Origin of the sequence: Albimonas donghaensis (assembly GCF_900106695.1) — a bacterium.
Taxonomy (GTDB): domain Bacteria; phylum Pseudomonadota; class Alphaproteobacteria; order Rhodobacterales; family Rhodobacteraceae; genus Albimonas; species Albimonas donghaensis.
On the sequence record NZ_FNMZ01000011.1, the window covers coordinates 59,961 to 81,545 of the forward strand.

Sequence of the window (21,585 nt, forward strand, 5' to 3'; positions counted from 1 at the left end):
CTGCGCCCGTCTGGTCACGGGAGCCGCATCGCATGAACGCCAACGGGCACGCCAACGGGGACGCCGCCGGGGACGCCGACGGGCGGGTCGACCTCATCCGCCGCTACTATGACGGCTGCACCTCGGGGGATCTGGGGTTGCTGCACGCGACCCTGCACGAGGACGTCGTGCATTACTTTCTCGCGCCCAATGTCGGCTCGGCCCCGGTGCGGGGGCGGGCCCATCTGTCGGCCTATTGGCGCAAGGTGGCGCGGATGCTGGACGCGCGCTGGGTGGTCGAGCGGACCGTGGGGCAGGGCGACGAGGTGGTGATCGAGTGGTCCATGCACTGGACCCCCTCGCCCGGCGCGCCCCGCGCCATCACCCGCGGGGCGGAGTGGTTCGTCTTCCGCGACGGGCTGATCTTCGAGATCCGCTCCTGGTATCAGCAACGCCCCGAGACCACGGAACTGGAGGGATTCCCCTACGGGCCGCGCGGCTATTCCGTCACGGGGCGGGAGGCGTCGGACCTGCATCCGGGCGCGGCGACGGTTCCGTTGGCGCGGGAGGGCGACTGAGCGTTCAGCGCCCCTGCGCTCAGTCGTCGACGGCGCGGATCAGCTTGGCGTCGAAGACCCGCAGCACCTGGGCGAGGTCATGGCCGCGCTTGAGAATGCGCCCGTCCATGCCGATCACCGAGTACTGCCCCTGCTTGGCGGCGAGCTTTGGGCGTTTCTCGACCCGATAGATCGGATGCTCGGCCGAGCGGCGGAAGATCGAGAACACCGCGACGTCGCGCAGCATGTCGATCCCGTAATCCCGCCACTCTCCCGCGGCGACGAACCGACCATATACGCCGAGGATCGCCGAAAGCTCTCGCCTCTGGAAGGCGACGCGTTCGGGGGCTTGCGGCGCCGGGCCGCCGGCGGGGGGAACCACGCGAAGCATGACGGGAGCATGACGCGGCCCCGCGCCGAGATCAAGCGCATCGCGCGCCGAAAACCGGTGGGAAAGGCAGGCCGCGCGACGACCCGCGCGCCAGGCCGCGCCGCGGCGCCCGCGCGGCCGGTCGCCGGGATCGCATGCCGGCGACCGGCGCCTGTGGCGCGCGCCGTGCCCGAAGACTTTCCATTCTGCGGGATCGCCATTGCGCAACGCGGATATCCGCCTAGGCTGCGCCGGAATTTCGTCGACATTCGACGGGATTTCGCCCGCCGCATCGCGCGCGCGCCATTGCCCGCGCGCCGACGGCGACGCAAAGTCCCGACGACCCTCTAACGGAGAACCGCCAGCGTGACCGCCCCGACGCCCCTTCCCGACGCCGACTTCCCCCGCGCCCGCGACTTCCACCTGCCGGGCCGCTCCGCCGTCTACGCGGCCAACGGGATGGCGGCGACCTCGCATCCCATCGCCTCCAAGACCGCGGTGGAGATCCTCGAGGCCGGCGGCAACGCCGTCGACGCCGCCATCGCCGCGGCCCTGGTCTGCGGCATCGGCGAGCCGGCGATGACCGGCATCGGCGGCGACATGTTCGCGCTGATCCACAAGGAGGGCGAGGCGGAGATCATCGGTCTCAACGGTTCGGGCCGCGCGCCGGCGGGGCTGTCTTCGGCGGCGCTGCGCGAAGAGGGCCTGGACCGGATGCCGGAATATTCGCCCCACGCGGTGACCGTGCCTGGGGCCATCGACGCCTTCTGCCGGCTGTCGGCGGATCACGGGCGGCTGGGGCTGGACCGGGTGCTGGCCCCGGCGATCCGCTATGCGGACGAGGGGATCGTGGTGCATCCGCGCGTCGCCCATGACTGGGAGCAGTCGGGCGAGGTGCTTCGCGGGCGGGCGCGGGATCACTACATGATCGGCGGGGCGCCGCTGCGCGCCGGGCAGATCTTCCGCGCTCCCGGTCAGGCCGAGGTGCTGCGCCGCGTCGCCGCCCAGGGCCGCGCCGGCTTCTACGAGGGCGAGGTGGCCGAGGACATGGTGGCCTCGCTCAACGCGCTGGGCGGGACCCATACGCTGGCCGATTTCGCCGCCACCGCCTGCGATTACGTGGAGCCGGTGAGCGGGAGCTATCGCGGCGTGGATCTGGTGGAGCTGCCGCCCAACGGCCAGGGCGTGACCGCGCTGCTGCTCGCCAAGATCCTCGAGCATTTCGACATCGCGTCCCTGCCGCCCTTCGGCGCCGTCCGCGCGCATATCGAGGCCGAGGCCGCCAAGCTCGCCTATGACGCCCGCGACCGCTTCGTCGCCGACCCCGAGCGGGCGGCCCTGCGCATGTCCCACATGCTCGCCGACGACACCGCGGCGAAGCTGGCGGCGCTGATCGATCCGGAGAAGGCCATGGCCTCGCCGGCCGAGGCGTCGGAGGCGGTGCACAAGGAGACGATCTACCTGACCGTCGTGGACCGGGACCTGACCAAGGTGTCGCTGATCTACTCGATCTTCCACGGCTTCGGCTCGGGGATGGCGTCGGACAGGTTCGGCGTGCTGTTCCAGAACCGCGGCGCCGGCTTCGTGCTGACCGACGGCCATGTGAACGAGGCCGCGGGCGGCAAGCGTCCGATGCACACCATCATTCCGGCGATGGTGCGCGAAGGCGGGCAGGTGACGCGCAGCTTCGGGGTGATGGGCGGGGCCTACCAGCCCAACGGCCATGTGCGGGTGCTGTCCAACCTGGTGGATTACGGGATGGAGAGCCAGGCCGCGCTGGACGCGCCGCGCGCCTTCGGCGTGGGCGCGGAGATGCAGGTGGAGCGCGGATACGGCGCCGAGGCGCGCGAGGGCCTGACGGCCCGCGGGCAGAAGCTGGTGACCCCGGCGACCCCGATCGGGGGGGCGCAGATGATCACGGTGGATCGCGAGGCCGGCGTGCTGATCGGCGCCTCGGATCACCGCAAGGACGGCGGCGCGCTGGGCTGCTGAGCCCGGGCGCCGAACCTGCGGCCGCGGCGCGCACGGGCGCCGGGGCCGCGCGTCGACCGTCCCGCCGGCGGAACGCATCCGCCCGCGCGGCGGGGCGAGCCTCGCGCCGGTGGCGGGGCGCATGTTTCGGGGCGCGCGCGGGCGCCGACCCGAAGGCCGCCTCGCGGCCGGAGAAATCGTAATGCCCCCGCAGGGGGCGCCTTCGACTTCCCGCCTCAGCCGGCCGCGGCGCCCTTCAAGGTCTCGACCCGCGGCGCGCGCAGCGTGCGCTCGGCCAGCTCGGGGCGCAGCGCCTGAAGGGCGTCGAACTGGGTCAGGAACACCCGCCCCGTCAGCTCGTCGAGGAAATGCGAGCGCTTCAGGCGGTCCATCACCGGTCCCTTCACTTCGGTCAGGTGCAGCGTCACGCCGGCATCCTTCAGGCGGCGATTGATCTCCTCCAGGCTTTCCAGCGCCGAGGCGTCGATCCCGTTCACCGCCGGGCACATCAGCACCAGGTCCTTCAGCGCCGGGGTCGCGGCCACAAGGTTCAGCACCCGGTCCTCCAGGAACCGCGCATTGGGGAACCACAGGCTCTCATCCACCCTCAGCGTCGCAAGGTCCGGCGTCGTCACCACGTTGTGCCGGTCGACATTGCGGAAATGTTCGGTGCCCGGCACCTGGCCCACCACCGCGCAATGGGGCGACGACGTCCGCCGCAGGTGCAGCGCGATCGACACCGCGACGCCGGCGACCACCCCCACCTCGACCCCCACCAGCAGGGTCAGCAGGATCGTCGCCGCCATCGCCGCGCCGTCCGAGCGCGAGTAGCTCCAGGTCCGCTTCAGCGCGCCCAGATCCACCAGGCTCAGCACCGCCACCACGATGGTGGCGGCCAGCGTCGCCTTGGGCAGGAAATGCAGCGCCGGGGTCAGGAACAGCGTGGCGGCCGCGATCCCCACCGCGGTCATCACCCCGGCCGCCGGCGTCCGCGCGCCCGCGTCGAAATTCACCACCGAGCGCGCGAAGCCGCCCGTCACCGGATACCCCCCCGAAAAGGCCGAGCCCAGATTGGCCGTCCCCAGTCCGATCAGCTCCTGATCCGGCGCGATCCGCTGGCGGCGCTTGGCGGCCAGCGTCTGGGCGACGGAGACGGACTCGACGAAGCCGATGACCGAGATCAGCAGAGCCGAGCCCGCGAGGCTCGCCCAAAGCTCCAGGTCCATCGGCGGCAGGCCGATCGGGGGCAGGCCGCCGGGCACCTCTCCGACGATGGCGACGCCGGCCTCCTGCAAACCGAATCCCCAGGTGGCGAGCGTGGTCGCGGCGACCGCGGCCACCGGACCGGCCTTGGCCAGCGCATCCGCCAGCCGCGGCCCCGCGCCCCGCGCGACCAGCAGCGCCTTCAGCGAGCGGCGCGCCCAGAACAGGAAGCCCGCCGCGCTCACCCCGATGATCAGCGTGGGGAGGTTCGCGTCCCCGGCCGCCGCCGCCAGTCCGCCCAGCATCTCGGGCAGGGTCCCGCCGGAGGCCGTCACGCCCAGGATATGCTTCAGCTGACTGGTCGCGATCAGGATGCCCGACGCGGTGATGAAGCCCGAGATCACCGGATGCGACAGGAAATTCGCCAGGAACCCCAGCCGCAGCACCCCCATCGCCACCAGCATCAGCCCCGACAGCAGCGCCAGCGCCATCGCCGCCCCGTAATATTCCGGCGTCCCCTGCGCCGCGACCTGACCCACCGCCGTCGCCGTCATCAGCGACACCACCGCCACCGGTCCCACCGCCAGCGCGCGCGAGGTGCCGAAGATCCCGTAAAGCAGCAGCGGCGCGATGGAGGCGTAGAGCCCCACTTCCGGCGGCAGTCCCGCCAGCAACGCATAGGCCAGCGATTGCGGGATCAGCATGATGGTCACGATCACCGCGGCCATCAGGTCGTCGGTCGCGGCCCCCCGGTCATAGGTCGCGCCCCAGTCGAGCACGGGAAGATAGCGTTTCAGCATCGGGGAGGGCATCGCAGGGCTTTCGCTTGGGGGTCGAAGAGAAGGGGCCGAAGGGGGGACGGACGGGGAAGGGCGGACAGGTGCGGGCGGACGGGGAAGGGCGGGAGCGGCTCAGCCGGGTCCGGCCGGGGCGTCATGGGAGGCGGGCTCGACCGGCAGGGGGCGCGGGGCGGCCAGCCATTCGCGCCCCTTCAGCATGGCGTGCCAGTAGACCGGGGGCAGCAGCTTCTCCTTCAGGAACCAGGCGGCGCGCGACGGGGTCCTGCCGTCGATCAGCCAGTCGGGGAAGGAGGGCATGAGCTTGCCGCCATAGCCGAATTCGGCCAGCACGATCCGTCCCCGCTCCACCGTCAGCGGGCAGGAGCCGTAGCCGTCATAGACCGCACGCGGCCCGGAACCATCGAGCAGGGCGAGCACGTTCTCCGCCACCACCGGGGCCTGCTTGCGCACCGCCGCCGCGGTCTTGGCGTTGGGCGTGGAGCCGCCGTCGCCCAGCCCGAAGACGTCGCCGTAGCGGGCGTGGCGCAGCGTGGCGGGGTCGAGCTCCACCCACCCGCCCGGCCCGGCGAGGGGGGACCGGGCGATGAAGTCGAGCGGCCCTTGCGGCGGCACGGCGTGGAGCATGTCGAAGGGCTCGGTCACCCGCTCCTCGACCCCGTCCCTGCGGCGCAGGAAGGTCGCGGTCTTCGCGTCCCCGTCCACCGCGACCAGCGTCTCCTCGAAGCGCAGGGAGACGCCGTATTCGGTCACGTAGTCCATCAGCGCGGGCACGTAGTCGGGCACGCCGAACAGCGCGCCGCCGGCATTGTGGAACGCGATGTCGATGTCGCGCAGCCGTCCCATCCGTTTCCAGGCCGAGCCCGCCAGATACATCGCCTTCTGCGGCGCGCCGGCGCATTTGATCGGCATCGCGGGCTGGGTGAACAGCGCCCGCCCGCCGCGCAGGGTCTGGATCAGCTCCCAGGTGTAGGGCGCCATGTCGAATTGATAGTTCGAGGTCACGCCATTGCGGCCCAGCGCGTCCTTCAGCCCCTCCACCCCGTCCCAGTTCAGCTTCAGACCGGGGGAGACGACGAGGGCGCGGTAGCCGATGCGGGCGCCGTCTTCGAGGATCACCTCCGAGGTTTCGGGCGCGAATTCCGCCGCCGCCGCCCGGATCCAGCGCGCCCCGCGGGGCATGACCGAGGCCATCGGGCGCAGCGTGTCGCGCCGGTCGAAGACGCCGCCGCCGACCAGGGTCCAGCCGGGCTGGTAGAAATGCGCGGCGCGCGGCTCGATCACCGCGACGTCGAGGTCGGGGCGCCGCTTCAGCAGGCTCGCCGCCGCCGCCAGTCCGCCCGCGCCGCCGCCCACGATCACCACGTCATGCCGGGCCGAGGGCTGGGGCGCGCGCCGGCGGGGAGAGCCTCCGGCCTCGGTCAGCGCGGCGCGGTTCTCCAGCCGGTCGCGCAGGCCTGACAGGTCGTAGCCCGCGGCGGAGGTCGCCGCCAGGATCGCGTCAGCCGAGAGCGTCGGCGCCTTGGCCAGCGCCCAGAGCGAGGCCGAGCGCGTGCCCGACCGGCAATAGGCGAGGATCGGGCCGGGCAGGGTGTCGAGCGCCTCGGCGAAGCCGCGCGCAGCCTCGTCCGACACCGCGCCGGAGGCGGTGGGGATATAGGCGAAGGCGAGCCCATGGGCCTCGGCCGCCGCCCGGATCCGCTCGGAGGCGGGCTGGTCGCCCTCGCCATCCGGCCGGTTGCACAGGATCGCGCGGATGCCCGAGGCGGCGGCGAGCCCGACATCGGCCTCCGAAATCTGGGGCGAGACGGAAAGCTCGGGCGAAATCGGTTTGCGATCCATGAGGCGTCGTCTCCCGGTGGTGTCATGGGCTGGGACGTGCGGAGATGGCGAGGAAGGCGGGGGGCGGGACGGGGCGCCGAAGGCCCGCGCCCCGCCCGCTCCCGCCCCCGCGCTCGCCGCGCGCCCCCGGCCTCGGGCGCTCAGAAGCGGTTGAGCGGGGTCTTGAGGTAGACCGTGCCGTTATCCTCGGCGGGAGGCATCTGGCCGGCGCGCATGTTCACCTGGATCGAGGGGATGATCAGCTTGGGCATGCCCAGCTGGGCGTCCCGCTCGGTGCGCATGCGGATGAAGTCGGCCTCGGTGTTGTCGCCGCCGATATGCACGTTCTTCGCCCGCTGTTCGCCGACCGTGCTTTCCCATTTGTATTCGTCGCGGCCGGGGGCCTTGTAGTCGTGGCAGGTGTAGATCCGGGTCTCGTCGGGCAGGGACAGGATCTTCTGGATCGACAGCCACAGGTCATGGGCCGAGCCGCCGGGGAAGTCGCAGCGCGCGGTGCCGAAATCCGGCTGGAACAGGGTGTCGCCCACGAAGGCCGCGTCGCCGATCACGTAGGTCAGGCAGGCGGGCGTATGGCCGGGCGTGTGCAGCACGAAGCCCTGCAGGGCGCCGATGGCGAAGCGGTCCTGCTCCTTGAACAGCCGGTCGAACTGGGAGCCGTCGCGCTCGAACTCGGTGCCGGCGTTGAAGATCTTGCCGAAGGTGTCCTGGACGACGCGGATGTTCTCGCCGATGCCGATGGCGCCGCCGAGCTCGCGCTGGAGATAGGGCGCGGCCGAGAGGTGGTCGGCGTGGACATGCGTCTCCAGCAGCCATTCGACCGTGTAGCCCTGCGCGCGCACCCAGGCGATGACCTCGTCGGCGGAGGAGGTGTCGGTGCGCCCCGAGGGCGCGTCGAAGTCGAGCACCGAGTCGACGATGGCGCAGGCGGTCGAGGACGGGTCGCGCACCACATAGGTGACGGTGTTGGTCGGCTCGTCGAAGAAGGCGGTGATTTCGGGGACCAGGGCGGTGGCCTGGGGGGCTTCGGCGGTCATGGGGCGCTCCCTCCTGCAACATGGGGTCGGGTGGATCGGCGGGGTCCGATCCGCTCCCCGAATAGATAGCGATGTATTCCAAAAATGGAATAGGTAATTCCGCAGAATCCGTGCGTGGAATATGCGGGGGCGCATTCGTCGCGGTCAAGCGGGGGATGCCGCGCAGGCGGAGCGGCGGGACGGAGCGGGGGGTTGGGCGGCGGCGGAGGGCGACCCGGCGGCGCCCGCCATGGGCGGGCAAGATCCTTCTCTCGGGACCGCGCAAGGGCGCGGCCCTCTCGGCGCCGCCGATGGCGCGGGCGGCGCGGGGAGAGGTGGCGGAAAGGACAGCGTCCCCGGTCGCGGCCGGGCCCCGTGGCAACCCGCGGGCCATCGCGGCGCCGCGCGGGCGCCCCGTGGCCAGCCGCGCAACGGCCGCCGCGCGGCTCCGCCGGAACGGCGGAACCGGGCGGTCTCAGGCCGACGGCGCGGGACGGATCAGAGCGGGAAGCCGGATCAGAGCGAGAAGGAGGTGCCGCAGCCGCAGGAGGACGCGGCGTTGGGGTTCTCGATGGCGAATTTCGCCCCGATCAGCTCCTCGGTGAAGTCGATCACCGCGCCCGACAGGAAGGGCAGGGAGACCGGGTCCACCAGCACCTTCTGCCCGTCCTTCTCCAGCACCAGGTCGTCGTCGGCCTGCGCCTCCTCCAGCCGGATATCGTACTGGAAGCCCGAGCACCCGCCGCCTTCCACCGCGACGCGCAGCATCGACGGGGCGCCGGCGTCCCCGGAGATCTCGGCGAGGCGCGCGAAGGCGCGGTCGGTGACCCGCGGCGGCAGGGCGGCGAGGTCGAGGTTCGGCATTTCGAAACCGGACATGGCGGCGGTTTTCCCGTGGTTCGGAATGGCGTATGAGGCCCCTCTAATGTAAGCGCGCGGACGGGACGCGCAAGCCGGTCCGGCGCCGCGCCCTCCCGCGCCCCGTTCCCGACGCGCGCCGATGCGCCTCACACGCCCCCTGGAGGAGACCTCCGATGCCCCTCGCGCCCTATGCCTGCGACCCCGCGGCCTCGCGCGGGCGCCTCCATGCGGAGCCCGAAAGCGCCCATCGCACGCCGTTCCAGCGTGATCGCGACCGGATCATCCATTCCTCGGCCTTCCGGCGGCTCAAGCACAAGACCCAGGTCTTCGTGGAGCATGAGGGCGACTATTACCGCACCCGCCTGACCCATTCGATCGAGGTCGCCCAGGTGGCCCGCACGCTGGCCCGCGATCTCGGCCTGACCGAGGAGCTGGCCGAGGCGGTGGCGCTGGCCCATGACCTCGGCCACACGCCCTTCGGGCATACGGGGGAGGACGCGCTGCACGCCTGCATGACCCCCTATGGCGGCTTTGACCACAACGCCCAGGCCCTGCGCATCGTCACCGAGATCGAGACCCGCTACGCCGAGTGGGACGGCCTGAACCTGACCTGGGAGACGCTGGAAGGCATCGCCAAGCATAACGGCCCGCTGACCTCCGGCCCCGATGCGGAGGCGGCGGACCTCCATTACGCGCTGGCGGAATACGTGGCCCGCCATGACCTTGAGCTGCACACCCATGCGAGCGCCGAGGCGCAGGCGGCGGCGGTTTCGGACGACATCGCCTACAACACCCATGACCTCGACGACGGGTTGCGGGCGGGGCTGTTCGAGATCGAGGAGCTGTTGGACCTGCCCATCGTCGGGGACTGCTTCCGCGAAGTGGACCGCAAATGGCCGGCGCTGGACGCGGGGCGGCGGCAGCATGAGGCCCTGCGGCGGGTGTTCGGGGCGTTGGTGGAGGACGTGCTGGACACATCGCGGCTGCGGCTCGGGGCGCTGGGGGCGGCGGATGCGGCCGGAGTCCGGGCGGCCGGAAGCCCTGTGGTGGGGTTCTCGGACGGGATGATCGCGGACCTTCGGCTTGTGCGCGGGTTCCTGTTCGAACGGATGTACCGCCACTGGAAGGTCGCCCGGATGCGCCGCAAGGCCGCCGGCGTGGTGGCGGAGCTGTTCGCCATCTACATGGAAACGCCCGGCGTTCTGCCCGACGAGTGGCGCGAGAGCGCCCGTCATGCGGTGTCCGAGACCGGGCGGGCGCGGGTGGTGGCCGACTATATCGCCGGCATGACCGACCGTTTCGCCCTGCAGGAGCACCGCGAACTGACCGACCCGATGAGCCGGGTCTGAGGTCGGCGCCGCGCCCCTGCGGGGGGCGGCCTCGGGGGGGTGAGAAGCGTGCGCCGCGCGGGCGAGGCCGGAGCGGTCAGCCCGCGGCGGCGGCTTCGACCTCCTCCGGCTCGGCATGCTCGGTCAGGGCGGCGGCGTGCGGGGGGGCGCGGCGCTGGAGGTTCGGGCGGGGGACGCCCTCGGGCCAGCGGCAGCCTATCAGCCGGGCCTTGGGAAACCGCTCCACCGCGATCCGGTCGCGCTGATTGCCGCCGAGCACGTGGAAATGGTCGTCGTCCTCGCCCCAGCAGAAGCCGACATGCCCGAAGGGGCCGCCCTTCCACCGCAGCCAGAACACCAGCAAGGCGCCGAGCTGGGGTTGCGCGGGCGCCCCCCAGCGCAGCCAGGGACGGGCGCGCATGTAGAACCACGGGCGCCGGGTTCCGGGCAGGCCGGCGCGCAGGCAATGGGCGGCGAAGGCGCCGCACCAGGGCAGGTCGAAGGGCAGGGCGCGGTCGATCCGGGAGACAAGGCTGAGCCGCGCCGTCCCCTCGGCGAGACCGGGATCATGGGAGGCGTCGAGCATCCGCGCCGCCTCCGCCAGCCAGGGCAGGCCGGGAGGGACCTGCGGACCCGCGCCGCCGGGTTGGCGGATGACGTCGAACGCGTCGGTCTTTCCTCGCGACATGGGATCCCCCTCCTCTCTTTCACTCTCTCTTGCGGTCTCCTGGGCGGCGCGACCGTCCGGGCCGCGGGCGACGCGGCGGCGGCTGAGTTCAGTTAGAGCTGTTCGACGACGCGGCCACCCGGCGCCGGAGTTGCGGCGAGGTCGCCGACCTGCGCGGCGATCCGGGGCGGGCGGCCGGGTCCGGGACGCGGGCGGGCCGAAGGGGCGCATGAGAAGGGCGGCGCGCCGGGCTGGCCGCGTCGCTCGCCCAGGGGCCGGCGGGACGGGTCGGAGGGTCGCGGGGCCGGAGGGGCGGGGGCCGGTCCGTTTCCCTGTCCCGCGCCGGTTTCCGCGCCCATCGCGTTGACCCGCGCGGCGGTAGTGGTAGATGTGCCCACGCCCGGGCCGGCCGGGCCCACGAACCGCGCCCGCGCCAGGCGGGCGACGACCTGCGCCGCGGAGCCGCCCGATGAACCTGTTCGCCGATATCAAGATCCTCGTGACCGAGAGCCTCGACGCGCTCGCCGCCGAGGGCGCGATCCCCGCCGGGCTTTCGGCCGACAACGTGACCGTGGAGCCGCCCCGCGACCCCGCCCATGGCGACATGGCCACCAACGCCGCCATGGTGCTGGCCAAGCCCGCCCGCATGAAGCCCCGCGACATCGCCGAGGCGCTGGCCGCGAAGCTGGCGGCCGATCCGCGCGTGACCTCGGCCGAAGTGGCCGGGCCCGGGTTCCTCAACCTGCGGCTGGCGCCCGAGACCTGGCGGACCGCGCTCGCCGCCGCGCTCGCCTCGGGGACCGATTACGGCAGGGCGCCGCGGCTGGGGCGCAAGGTGAACGTGGAATACGTCTCGGCCAACCCGACCGGGCCGCTGCATGTGGGCCATACCCGCGGCGCGGTGTTCGGGGACGCGCTGGCCTCGATGCTGGATTTCGCCGGCTGGGACGTGACCCGCGAATATTACATCAACGACGGCGGCGCGCAGGTGGATGTGCTGGCGCGCTCGGCCTATGAGCGCTACCGCGAGGCCAACGGGCTGGAGCCGGCGATCGCCGAGGGGCTCTATCCCGGCGATTACCTGGTGCCGGTGGGGCAGGCGCTGAAGGACCGCTTCGGGACCAGCCTGCTGGACAAGCCGGAATCCGAATGGCTGGTCGAGATCCGCGACATCGCCACCGAACTGATGATGGATCTGATCCGCGCCGACCTGGCGGCGCTGGGCGTGCGGATGGACGTGTTCTTCTCGGAGAAGTCGCTCTATTCCGGCGGCCGGATCGAGGCGGCGCTGGAGGCGCTGGAGGCCAAGGGCCTGATCTACACCGGCGCCCTGCCGCCGCCCAAGGGCAAGGCCGACGACGACTGGGAGCCGCGGCCCCAGACCCTGTTCCGGTCCACCGATTTCGGGGACGACGTGGACCGGCCGCTGAAGAAGTCGGACGGGGGCTGGACCTATTTCGCCCCCGACATCGCCTACCATTTCGACAAGGTGGAGCGCGGCTTCGACGAGCTGATCAACGTCTTCGGCGCGGATCACGGGGGCTATGTGAAGCGCCTGAAGGCGGCGACGGCGGCGCTGTCGGACAACCGGGTGCCGCTCGACATCAAGCTGACGCAGCTGGTGAAACTGTTCAAGAACGGCGAGCCGTTCAAGATGTCCAAGCGGGCCGGCACCTTCGTGACCCTGCGCGACGTGGTGGACGAGGTCGGGCGCGACGTGACCCGTTTCGTGATGCTGACCCGCAAGAACGACGCGCCGCTGGATTTCGACTTCGCCAAGGCGCTGGAGCAGTCCAAGGACAACCCGGTCTTCTACGTGCAATACGCCCATGCCCGCGCGCATTCCATCTTCCGCACGGCGCAGGCCGCGGGGATGGGGGAGGCCGCGACGGGCGTCGAGGCGTTGGCCCCGCTGGATCATCCGGCCGAGCTGGCGCTGGCCGCCAAGGTCGCCGAATGGCCCCGTCTGGTGGAGACCGCGGCGCGTCACCACGAGCCGCACCGGATCGCCTTCTACCTCTATGAGCTGGCGTCGGATTTCCACGGCATGTGGAACCGCGGCAAGGACGAGCCGCGGCTGCGCTATGTGCAGGAGGCCGATCCCGAGGGCACGGCGGCCCGATTGGCCCTTGTGCGCGCCGTTTCGGTTGTCATTGCGGCGGGATTGGGTATCCTAGGCGTGACCCCCCTGGACGAGATGCGCTGAAGCGCACGGGACGCCGGGCGGGGGGCGAGCAGAACTCCGCCCGCGCCACCCGGAACACCGGGGGTTCGGGCCTGAACACAGGCGCGGAACACCATGGCCGACCTCGCGGGCGATCCGTATGGCTACGACTCCCCCTCCCGTCGCGGATGGGCGCGGCAGGCGGCGTTGGCCGCCGGCGCCGTCGCCGCGATCGGGCTGGCCGTGGGGCTGGTGAACTGGGGGCACGGGCTGCTGACCCGCGACGCGGGCCTGGTGCCGTTCCTGCGCGCCGAGGACGGGCCGATGAAGATCGTCCCCGAGGATCCCGGCGGCATCAAGCTGGCGCGCACCGACCAGGCCGTCACCTCCATCATCGCCGGCCCGCGTGAGGCCGATCCCGCCTACGCCCCCGCGCCCGAGCTGCCGGAGGACGAGGACCTCGCCCAGCCCTATCTGAAGCCGCCGGCCTCGCCCGGCGTGGACGGGCGAGTGGTCGCCGGGGCGCCGGCATCCGCGCCCGGAGCCGCCGCCTCCGCGGCGCCGCCGGCTCCGGTGGTCGAAGGCGGGGATGACGCGATCCAGGCCGCGCTGGCCCGCGCGGCGGCCGAAGCGACCGCCGCCGCCGACGCCGACGGCGAAGCGCAGGGCGCCGATGTCGGCAGCCCGCGGGCGCCGTCCGCCATGGCCGTGGCGCCTGCGCGTCCGAAGCCGCCCGCGCCGGGAAGCCGCGTCGCCTCGGCCGCGGCGACGGCCCCCGCTACGGCGACGACGGCGACCGCGACGCCGGCGGCGGCCCCCGCCGCGACCTCGGCCCCCGCCGCTTCGGGCGCCGGGATCGCCGCGGGCGACGTGGTCATCCAGCTCGGCGCCTTCAATTCGCACGAGATCGCCGAGAGCCAGTGGCGCCGCGCCACCCGCCGCAACGGCGATCTGCTCGCGCCCTACGGCCATATCGTCACCACCGTGGAATCCGGCGGCCGCACGCTGTTCCGCCTGCGCGTCGGCCCGATGCCCGAGCGCCAGCGCGCCCAGGACATCTGCGCCGCCCTCAAGGCCCGCGGCGACGCCTGCATCGTCGCGACGGTGCGCTGAGGTGGCCGCGCCTCATGCCATCATCCTGGGGCTGGACGGATTGCGGCTGACCGAGGCGGAACGCGCCTTCTTCGCCGAGGCCGATCCCTGGGGCTTCATCCTCTTCGCCCGCAACATCGCGGACCCGGCGCAGGTCTCGGCGCTGACCGCGGAGCTGCGGGCGGCGGTGGGGCGCGAGGCCCCGATCTTCATCGACCAGGAGGGCGGCCGCGTCGCGCGGATGCGCGCCCCGCACTGGCGCGAATGGCCCTGGCCTCCGCGGCTGGAGGCGGCGCTGAGCCCGGAGGCGATGGACGAGGCGCTGGCCCTGCGCTTCCGCCTGATCGCGCATGAGCTGCGCGCGGTCGGCGTGGACGGGAACTGCATGCCCATCGCCGACGTGGCCTTCGCGCAGACCGACGCGATCATCGCCGACCGGGCGCTGGGCCATGACGCCGCCACCGTGGCGCGCCGGGCCGGCCTGATCGCGGACGCGCTGCTGGCCGGGGGCGTGCTGCCCGTCATCAAGCATCTGCCCGGACATGGGCGCGCCGACATGGACAGCCACCTGGCGCTGCCGGTGGTGGAGGCGAGCCTCGACGACCTGCGCGCCACGGATTTCGCCGCCTTCCGGCCGCTGGCCGGGCAGGCGCTGGGGATGACGGCGCATGTGGTCTACACTGCGCTGGACGCCGAGGCGCCGGCGACGCTGTCGCCCGCCGGGATCGCCGCGATCCGCGAGGATATCGGCTTTGACGGCTGCCTGATGACCGACGACCTGTCCATGGGCGCCCTGTCGGGAACCATGCGCGGGCGGGCCGAGGCCGCGATCGCCGCGGGTTGCGACCTGATCCTGCACTGCAACGGCGACCGGGCCGAGATGGAAGGCGCGCTGGAGGGAACCCCCCGGCTGGCCGGCGCCGCGGAGGCGCGCGCCGCCGCCGCGCTGGCCGCCCGCCGCGCGCCCGCCCCCTTCGACGTGATCGCGGCCGACGCGCGCCACGCCGCGCTGATCGCGCCGCTGGGGCAGGCCGCCGATGGCTAGGCCCAGCGCCTCCGTCCGCGCCTTCGCGGAGGCGCAGCGCCGGCGGGAGCTGACCTCCCCCACCCCGCTGGGCACGGAGGAACGCCGCGCGACCGAGGCGCTGGTGGTGGATGTGGACGGGTTCGAGGGCCCGCTAGACCTGCTGCTTACGCTGGCGCGGACCCAGAAGGTCGACCTGCGCCACGTCTCGATCCTGCAACTGGCCGAGCAATACCTGGTCTTCGTCGAGGCGGCGAAGCGCCTGCGCATCGAGCTGGCGGCGGATTACCTGGTGATGGCCGCATGGCTCGCCTATCTGAAGTCGCGCCTGCTGCTGCCCGCCGAGCCGACCGCCGAGGGCCCCTCGGCCGAGGATCTCGCCGCCCGGCTCGCCTGGCGGCTGGAGCGGCTGGAGGCGATGCGCGAGGCCGGCGCGCGGCTGATGGGGCGCGACCAGCTGGGCCGCGATTTCCACGCCCGCGGCGCGCCCGAGCATATCGCGACCGTGCGCCGGGTGGTCTATGACGCGAGCCTGATCGACCTGCTGCGCGCCTATGCCCGCATCAAGACCCGCGACGACTACCAGCCCCTGCACCTGCGCCGTCAGCCGATGCTGACCCCGGAGATCGCGCTGGAGCGGCTGCGCGGCCTGATCGGGGAGGTCATGGACTGGCGGACCCTTCAGGCCTTTCTGCCCCCTGAATGGCGGGACGATCCCAAGCGCCGCCGCTCCGCCACCGCGGCGACCTTCGTGGCGATGCTGGAACTGGTGCGCCGGGGCGAGGCCGACATGAGGCAGGAGAGCCTGTTCGGCGAAATCACCATCCGGTCCCGGCGCGTGGCGCATGACGGACCGTCCTGAGCCGCCGGCCAGCGATCCGCTTTTCCCCTCCCCGCCCCTGGGGGAGCAGGAGCGGATGGTGGAGGCGATCCTGTTCGCCTCCGACGCGCCGCTGACCCTCGCCGAGATCACTGAGCGTCTGCCCCATGGCTGCGACGTGCCGGGCGTGATGGGGCTGTTGAAGAAGCGCTACGAAGGGCGCGGCGTGGCGCTGGTGCAGGCGGGCGGGACTTGGGCGTTCCGCACGGCGCCGGATCTGGGCTGGCTGCTGGCGCGGGAGGTCGTGGAGACCCGGCCCCTGTCGCGCGCGGCCATCGAGACGCTGGCCATCATCGCCTATCACCAGCCCGCGACGCGGGCGGAGATCGAGGATATCCGCGGCGTGGCGGTGTCGCGGGGCACGCTGGATCTGCTGATCGAGCGCGGCTGGGTGCGGCTGGGCCGGCGCCGGATGACTCCGGGGCGGCCGGCGACCTTCGTGGTGACGGAGAATTTCCTGGACCATTTCGGGCTGGCCAACGCCCGCGACCTGCCGGGGTTGCGGGAGCTGCGCGAAGCGGGGCTGCTGGACAACGTCCCCCCCGGCGAGGCGCGGCCCGACGATCCCGACGAGGACCCCAACCAGACGCGGCTGTTCGACCCCGACGACTAGGCGCGGGGATCAGGCGGCGCGCAGCTTCGCGCCGTCGCGCCCGGTGATCCGGGTCTCGACCAGGGCGCCGGGCTCGCGGGGGGAGGCGAGTTCGACTTCCGCGAAGCTTTCGCCGCGGCCGCGGGTCTCGGTCTCCATCACCAGGCGTTCCGTCGCGCCGATGCGGCTGTCGAGCCAGGCGGTCTGGGCGGCGTCGCCCACCGCGCGCAGGCGGGCGGCGCGGGCCTTGATCTCGGCCTTGGGAAGCTGGGGCATGCGGGCCGCCGGGGTGCCCTTGCGGGGCGAATAGGGGAAGACGTGCAGCCAGGTGAGGCCGCAATCCTCGACCAGTTTCAGGGAGTTCTCGAACATCGCTTCGGTCTCGGTGGGGAAGCCGGCGATGAGGTCGGCGCCGTAGACGATGTCGGGGCGCGCCTTGCGGATGTCCTCGCAGAAGCGGATGGCGTCGTCGCGCAGGTGGCGGCGCTTCATGCGCTTGAGGATCATGTCGTCGCCGGCCTGAAGCGACAGGTGCAGATGGGGCATCAGCCGGCGGTCGGAGGCCACGGCGTCGATCAGGGCGGGGTCGGCCTCCACCGAGTCGATCGACGAGATCCGCAGGCGCGGCAGGTCGGGGACCAGCTTGAGGATGCGCTGCACCAGATCGCCCAGCGGCGGATGGCCGGGCAGGTCGGCGCCCCAGGACGTGAGATCGACGCCGGTCAGCACGACCTCGTTGTAGCCGCGCCCGACGAGCCGGCGGATCTGCTCCACCACCACCCCCGCGGGGACCGAGCGCGAGTTTCCGCGGCCATAGGGGATGATGCAGAAGGTGCAGCGGTGGTCGCAGCCGTTCTGCACCTGCACATAGGCGCGGGCGCGGGTGCCGAAGCCGTCGATCAGGTGCCCGGCGGTCTCGGTGGCCGACATGATGTCGTCGACGCGGATCGGCTCCGAGGCCACGCCGAAACCGGGAGCGCCGGAGGCGTCGGCGGCGCGGGCCTCGGCGGCGAGCCGAGCCCAGGCGGGGGCCTGCATCTTTTCCAGGTTGCCGAGGACGAGATCGACCTCGGGCATGTTCGAAAAGGTCTCGGGCTCGGTCTGGGCGGCGCAGCCGGTGACGATCACGCGGGCGCCGGGATTGTCCCGGCGCAGCTTGCGGATGCGCTGGCGGGCCTGGCGGACGGCCTCGGCGGTCACGGCGCAGGTGTTGACGACAACGGCGTCGCCCAGCCCCTCGGCGGCGGCCAGTTCCTTCATCGCCTCGGTCTCATAGGCGTTGAGACGGCAGCCGAAGGTCTCGAAGACCGGCGCGGCGGGGGGCTGCGAGGGGGGCTTGGCGGGGGCGTTCATTCGGCGGCCTCGCGGGCGCTTTCGGACCCGGTTTCCACCAGGGCGAGGAAGGCGGGCGACAGCGCGGCCTCGAACACCTCGGCGACGGGGCCGGCCATGCGGACCCCGTCCTCGCGCCAGTCGATGAACAGCGAGCCGCCGTCGAGGACCACCTCCGCGCGCCGACCGGTCAGCCCGCGGCGGGCGGCGGCGACGACGGTGGCGCAGGCGCCCGAGCCGCAGGCCAGCGTCACGCCGGCCCCGCGTTCCCACACCCGCAGGCGGATGCGGTCGACGCCGTCGCCTGGCGCGAGGATCTCGGCGAATTCGACATTGGTCCGCTCGGGGAACATCGGGTGATGTTCGTAATGGGGGCCGTCGGTCAGCAGGGGCGCGTCCTCGGCGTCGGGCACGAAGAACACGCAATGCGGATTGCCCATGGAGACCGCGCCGGGGGCGCCGGGCAGGGGCAGGGCGGCGGTGTCGGCGGGCTCGGCCAGGGGGATCCGGGTCCAGTCCAGCGCGGGGACGCCCATGTTGACCTCGATCAGCCCGTCGGCGCGGCGCGCGGCGGGCAGGAGGCCGAATTCGGTGCGCAGGATCAGCGCGTCCGCCCCGGTCTCGGCCATCGCCAGGCTGGCGACGCAGCGGGTGGCGTTGCCGCAGGCCCCGGCGGTGGAGCCGTCGGCGTTCCAGAAGCGGATGCGCAGGGCGGCCGCGTCGCCTTCGGGGACGGGCAGAAGCTCCGCCAACTGGTCGAAGCCCACGCCGCGATGCCGGTCGCCCAGCGCGCGGGCGAGCGCCGGGGTCACGCGGGCGTCGCCCGCGCGCGCATCGATCACCACGAAGTCGTTGCCGAGCCCGTGCATCTTGCGAAAGCGCAGCGGCGGCGGAGGGGTCTGGTCCATCCCGCGCATATACGCGCGCGAGGCCGCCCGGGGAAGGGGGGAGCCGCGTCGCGGGGGCCGGAGCCGGGTTGCGCGGCGCGCAAGTCACGGGGAGCGGGCGCGGACGCGGGCGGGGGTCAGTGCGCGTAGATCATCTTCCGGGTCATGCCGCCGTCGATGACGATCGTCTGGCCGGTCACGAAGCCCGCTTCCTCGCCGGCCAGCCACAGCAGGGCGGCGGCGATGTCGTCCTCCGTCCCCACGCGCCCGGCGGGGTGCTGGTCCCGGTCGACGGGGCGGTGCGCGGGCGGGGTCGGGTCGGCTCCGGCCTGGAGATGGCCGGTCTCGATCCAGCCGGGCGCGAGCGCGTTCACCCGGATCTCGGGGCCGAGGCTGACGGCGAGCGCGTGGGTCAGCGCCACGATCCCGCCCTTGGCGGCGGCGTAGGCCTCCGAATTCGGCTCGGACTGGAAGGCGCGGGTGGAGGCCATGTTGACCATCGCGCCGCGACGCGCGCGCAGCAGGGGGATGCCGGCGCGGGCGCAGAGGAAGGTGGCGGTGAGGCTCGAATCCATCCGCCGACGCCATTCGGCGAGGCTCAGCTTCTCCACCGGCCCCGCATCCGGCCCGGCGATGGCGGCGTTGTTGAACAGCAGGTCCAGACCCTCGGGCGCCCAGGCGGCGATGCGGGCGAAGGCGGCGGCCACGGCGGCCTCATCGCCTGCGTCGGTGCGCAGCGGAAGCAGCTCCGGGTCCCCCTCCAGCGCCGCCAGCGCGGGCGCGGACAGGTCGAGCACGGCGACCCGCCAGCCCTCCGCCCGCAGGCGACGGGCGCAGCCCAGCCCGATGCCCTGCGCGCCTCCGGTGATCACGGCGGTTTTCATGTCGGCGCCTCCTCAGTCCTTGCCGCGCAGGCGGCCGACCACGCCGGTCGGGAAGAAATATACCGACAGCACGAAGATCACCCCAAGCCAGAGCAGCCAGCGGTCGGGGTTGAACAGGTCGGGCAGAAGGGGCGCGCCCTCGGTCGCGTCGGACAGCGCGCCCATGACCTCGCGCAGATAGGATTGCGCGATGACGAAAAGCGTCGCGCCGATCACCGCTCCCCACATGGTGCCCATGCCGCCGATGACGACCATCAGCAGGACGTCGACCATGATCTCGAAGCTCAGCACCGCGTCGGGGCCCGCATAGCGCAGCCACACCGCGAAGAGCGAGCCCGCCAGCGCCGCCGCCACCGCCGACAGGCAGGTCGCCGCGATCCGGTAGCGCACGACGCGGAAGCCGATCGCCTCGGCCCGGAAGTCGTTCTCGCGGATCGCCTGAAGAACCCGGCCGAAGGGGGAGTTCACCACCCGCAGCAGGGCGAGGAACAGGACCAGGCAGCCGGTGAAGACGAAATAGTAGAGCAGCAGCTTGCCGTTGAGCGACACGCCGAAAAGCTTGCCGTCGGCGATCTTGAAAGCTGGCGTCAGCTCTCGCGGGACCTTGAAGGAGAAGCCGTCCTCGCCCCCGGTGATGTCGGAGAACTGCGAGACCATGACCGCGAAGGCGGAGGCGACGGCCAGCGTGATCATGGCGAAGAAGATCGCCCGGACCCGCAGGGAGAACAGGCCGATGACGAAGGCCAGCGCCGCCGCCGCCACCGCGCCTCCCGCCGCCCCGATGGCGATGGACCCGAAGCCGCGGCCCAGCCCGTCCAGCCCCAGCGCCGCCCCGTAGGCGCCGATGCCGAAGAACATCACATGGGCGAAGCTGACGATGCCGGTATAGCCCAGCAGCAGGTCGTAGGAGGCCGCGAGCGCGATGAAGATGCAGATCCGCGCCGCGGTATCCAGCGACCGCGTGCCCGGAAACAGGAAGGGCGCGAAGGCCAGCCCGAGCAGGATGGCGATCAGCACGATGGCCAGGATGGGGGAGCCGGGACGATCCCCGGAGATCAGTCGTCCGAAGAACATCGGTCTCACTTCGCCTTGACCACGGGGAACATGCCCTGCGGGCGCCACATCAGGATCGCGACCATCAGGCCGATATTGGAGACCAGCGCCGCCTTGGGGGCGAGGAAGGCCACATAGTTGTAGAGCAGCCCGATCAGCAGGGCGCCGATGAAGCAGCCCTCGACCGAGCCGAGGCCGCCGATGATGACCACGATGAACACCATGACCATGATGTCGCCGCCCATATGCGCGGTGATGACCTCCTGGTAGAGCCCCCACATCACGCCGCCGAGGCCGGCGAGCGCGGAGCCCGCCATGAAGACGGCGATGAACAGGCGGCGGATGTCGTAGCCGAGCGCCTCGACCATCTCGCCGTTCTCGACCCCGGCGCGGACCAGCAGGCCCACCTTGGTGCCCCGCATCAGCCAGCGCAGGCCGAGGAAGAGGGCGAGGCCGAGGCCGACGGCCATGACCCGGTATTTCTCGACCGCGGCGCCGGCGAAGGTCCAGGCGCCCTTGAGCGACTCGGGCCGCGCGACGTGGATCTCGTCCGGGCCCCAGACCACGAAGATCAGCTGCTGGACGATGATCAGCCCGCCCATGGTGACGAGGATCTGCTTGAGATGGGCGCCGTAGACGGGGCGGACGATCACCCGCTCGAAGGCCAGCCCCATCAGCGCGGTGGCGGCCATGGCGGCGATGGCGGCGAGGGCGAGCGTGGTGAGGTCCGAGAGCGCCGAGGGGTCGGCGTCGGGCGCGCCGCCGCCAAGCGCGGCGAGCGCGGAGACCCCGACGAAGGCGCCGACGGAGATGAAGGCGCCGTGCCCGAAATTGATCACGTCGAGCAGGCCGAAGACCAGGGTCATGCCCGACGCGATGGTGAAGATCATCATCCCCATGGCGAGCCCGGCGACGGTGAGCGTGATCCAGGACGACAGCGCCGGGATCAGCGCGAGCCCGGCCAGCGCCAGCGCCGCGATGAGCAGGGCGGGGGCGTGGGGCTCCAGCCGTTGCAGGAGGCTCTGCCGGGCCATGGTGGGGGCGTGTTCGGGGGCGAGGCTCATCGGCCGGTCTCCTGGATGCGCGTGC

The 21,585-nt window shown here is 72.4% G+C and carries 19 protein-coding genes; 8 read left to right on the top strand and 11 right to left on the bottom strand.

Annotated elements, in window-relative coordinates; genetic code table 11:
• The first annotated feature begins 32 nt into the window (after positions 1-32).
• Positions 33-557, top strand: a complete 525-nt coding sequence (locus tag BLV24_RS19395; RefSeq protein ID WP_092684944.1) for a nuclear transport factor 2 family protein — start codon at positions 33-35, stop codon at positions 555-557.
• 19 nt (positions 558-576) lie between these two features.
• Here the strand turns inward: BLV24_RS19395 and BLV24_RS19400 are convergent, their stop codons facing one another.
• Complete coding sequence (locus tag BLV24_RS19400) at positions 577-927, bottom strand: DUF2794 domain-containing protein (protein WP_092684946.1); 351 nt, start codon at positions 925-927, stop codon at positions 577-579.
• A 438-nt stretch (positions 928-1,365) separates the two neighbouring features.
• Here BLV24_RS19400 and BLV24_RS19405 point away from each other — a divergent pair, with 438 nt between their 5' ends.
• Positions 1,366-2,898 (top strand): gamma-glutamyltransferase family protein, encoded by a 1,533-nt coding sequence (locus tag BLV24_RS19405; RefSeq protein ID WP_092685085.1) that lies wholly within the window; start codon positions 1,366-1,368, stop codon positions 2,896-2,898.
• Between the two features lie 215 nt (positions 2,899-3,113).
• Here BLV24_RS19405 and BLV24_RS19410 read toward each other — a convergent pair whose 3' ends face one another.
• The 4 genes from BLV24_RS19410 to erpA all read right to left on the bottom strand — a co-directional run bounded on the left by BLV24_RS19410 (position 3,114) and on the right by erpA (position 8,611).
• Positions 3,114-4,892 (bottom strand): SulP family inorganic anion transporter, encoded by a 1,779-nt coding sequence (locus BLV24_RS19410; protein WP_218133479.1) that lies wholly within the window; start codon positions 4,890-4,892, stop codon positions 3,114-3,116.
• A gap of 99 nt (positions 4,893-4,991) precedes the next feature.
• The gene (locus BLV24_RS19415) at positions 4,992-6,719 is read right to left on the bottom strand and encodes a bifunctional protein tyrosine phosphatase family protein/NAD(P)/FAD-dependent oxidoreductase (RefSeq protein ID WP_092684948.1); all 1,728 of its coding nucleotides are present in this window, start codon (positions 6,717-6,719) and stop codon (positions 4,992-4,994) included.
• A 140-nt stretch (positions 6,720-6,859) separates the two neighbouring features.
• Positions 6,860-7,753, bottom strand: a complete 894-nt coding sequence (locus BLV24_RS19420) for an MBL fold metallo-hydrolase (RefSeq protein ID WP_425426113.1) — start codon at positions 7,751-7,753, stop codon at positions 6,860-6,862.
• Between the two features lie 495 nt (positions 7,754-8,248).
• Positions 8,249-8,611, bottom strand: a complete 363-nt coding sequence (gene erpA, locus BLV24_RS19425; protein ID WP_245710672.1) for an iron-sulfur cluster insertion protein ErpA — start codon at positions 8,609-8,611, stop codon at positions 8,249-8,251.
• A 155-nt stretch (positions 8,612-8,766) separates the two neighbouring features.
• Between erpA and BLV24_RS19430 the strand changes: the two genes are divergently transcribed.
• Positions 8,767-9,942, top strand: coding sequence for a deoxyguanosinetriphosphate triphosphohydrolase (locus BLV24_RS19430; protein WP_092684950.1), 1,176 nt, complete (start codon positions 8,767-8,769; stop codon positions 9,940-9,942).
• A 76-nt stretch (positions 9,943-10,018) separates the two neighbouring features.
• Here the strand turns inward: BLV24_RS19430 and BLV24_RS19435 are convergent, their stop codons facing one another.
• Positions 10,019-10,609 carry a CHAP domain-containing protein gene (locus BLV24_RS19435; protein ID WP_092684952.1) on the bottom strand — a complete coding sequence of 197 codons (591 nt, stop codon included), beginning with the start codon at positions 10,607-10,609 and terminating at the stop codon, positions 10,019-10,021.
• A gap of 448 nt (positions 10,610-11,057) precedes the next feature.
• Between BLV24_RS19435 and argS the strand changes: the two genes are divergently transcribed.
• From argS to scpB, 5 genes are all read left to right on the top strand, one after another.
• A complete protein-coding gene (gene argS, locus BLV24_RS19440) occupies positions 11,058-12,794 on the top strand; it encodes an arginine--tRNA ligase (protein ID WP_092684954.1) in 1,737 nt (578 codons plus the stop codon).
• 93 nt (positions 12,795-12,887) lie between these two features.
• On the top strand, positions 12,888-13,865 hold the full coding sequence (locus BLV24_RS19445) for an SPOR domain-containing protein (protein WP_092684956.1): 978 nt from the start codon (positions 12,888-12,890) through the stop codon (positions 13,863-13,865).
• Position 13,866: 1 nt separating this feature from the next.
• Positions 13,867-14,889, top strand: a complete 1,023-nt coding sequence (gene nagZ / locus BLV24_RS19450; RefSeq protein WP_092684958.1) for a beta-N-acetylhexosaminidase — start codon at positions 13,867-13,869, stop codon at positions 14,887-14,889.
• The gene (locus tag BLV24_RS19455; RefSeq protein WP_092684960.1) at positions 14,882-15,730 is read left to right on the top strand and encodes a segregation and condensation protein A; all 849 of its coding nucleotides are present in this window, start codon (positions 14,882-14,884) and stop codon (positions 15,728-15,730) included. The genes nagZ and BLV24_RS19455 overlap by 8 nt, the downstream gene beginning before the upstream one ends.
• Positions 15,714-16,361, top strand: coding sequence for an SMC-Scp complex subunit ScpB (scpB, locus tag BLV24_RS19460; protein WP_092684962.1), 648 nt, complete (start codon positions 15,714-15,716; stop codon positions 16,359-16,361). Before BLV24_RS19455 ends, scpB begins: the two co-directional genes overlap by 17 nt.
• 9 nt (positions 16,362-16,370) lie before the next feature.
• Here scpB and mtaB read toward each other — a convergent pair whose 3' ends face one another.
• The 5 genes from mtaB to BLV24_RS19485 all read right to left on the bottom strand — a co-directional run bounded on the left by mtaB (position 16,371) and on the right by BLV24_RS19485 (position 21,560).
• On the bottom strand, positions 16,371-17,693 hold the full coding sequence (mtaB, locus tag BLV24_RS19465; protein WP_092684964.1) for a tRNA (N(6)-L-threonylcarbamoyladenosine(37)-C(2))-methylthiotransferase MtaB: 1,323 nt from the start codon (positions 17,691-17,693) through the stop codon (positions 16,371-16,373).
• On the bottom strand, positions 17,690-18,580 hold the full coding sequence (gene dapF / locus BLV24_RS19470; protein ID WP_245710673.1) for a diaminopimelate epimerase: 891 nt from the start codon (positions 18,578-18,580) through the stop codon (positions 17,690-17,692). The genes mtaB and dapF overlap by 4 nt, the downstream gene beginning before the upstream one ends.
• A 116-nt stretch (positions 18,581-18,696) precedes the next feature.
• A complete protein-coding gene (locus BLV24_RS19475; RefSeq protein WP_092684968.1) occupies positions 18,697-19,443 on the bottom strand; it encodes an SDR family oxidoreductase in 747 nt (248 codons plus the stop codon).
• A gap of 12 nt (positions 19,444-19,455) precedes the next feature.
• On the bottom strand, positions 19,456-20,517 hold the full coding sequence (locus tag BLV24_RS19480; protein ID WP_092684970.1) for a branched-chain amino acid ABC transporter permease: 1,062 nt from the start codon (positions 20,515-20,517) through the stop codon (positions 19,456-19,458).
• A gap of 5 nt (positions 20,518-20,522) precedes the next feature.
• Positions 20,523-21,560 carry a branched-chain amino acid ABC transporter permease gene (locus BLV24_RS19485; protein ID WP_092684972.1) on the bottom strand — a complete coding sequence of 346 codons (1,038 nt, stop codon included), beginning with the start codon at positions 21,558-21,560 and terminating at the stop codon, positions 20,523-20,525.
• Positions 21,561-21,585: the final 25 nt, after the last annotated feature.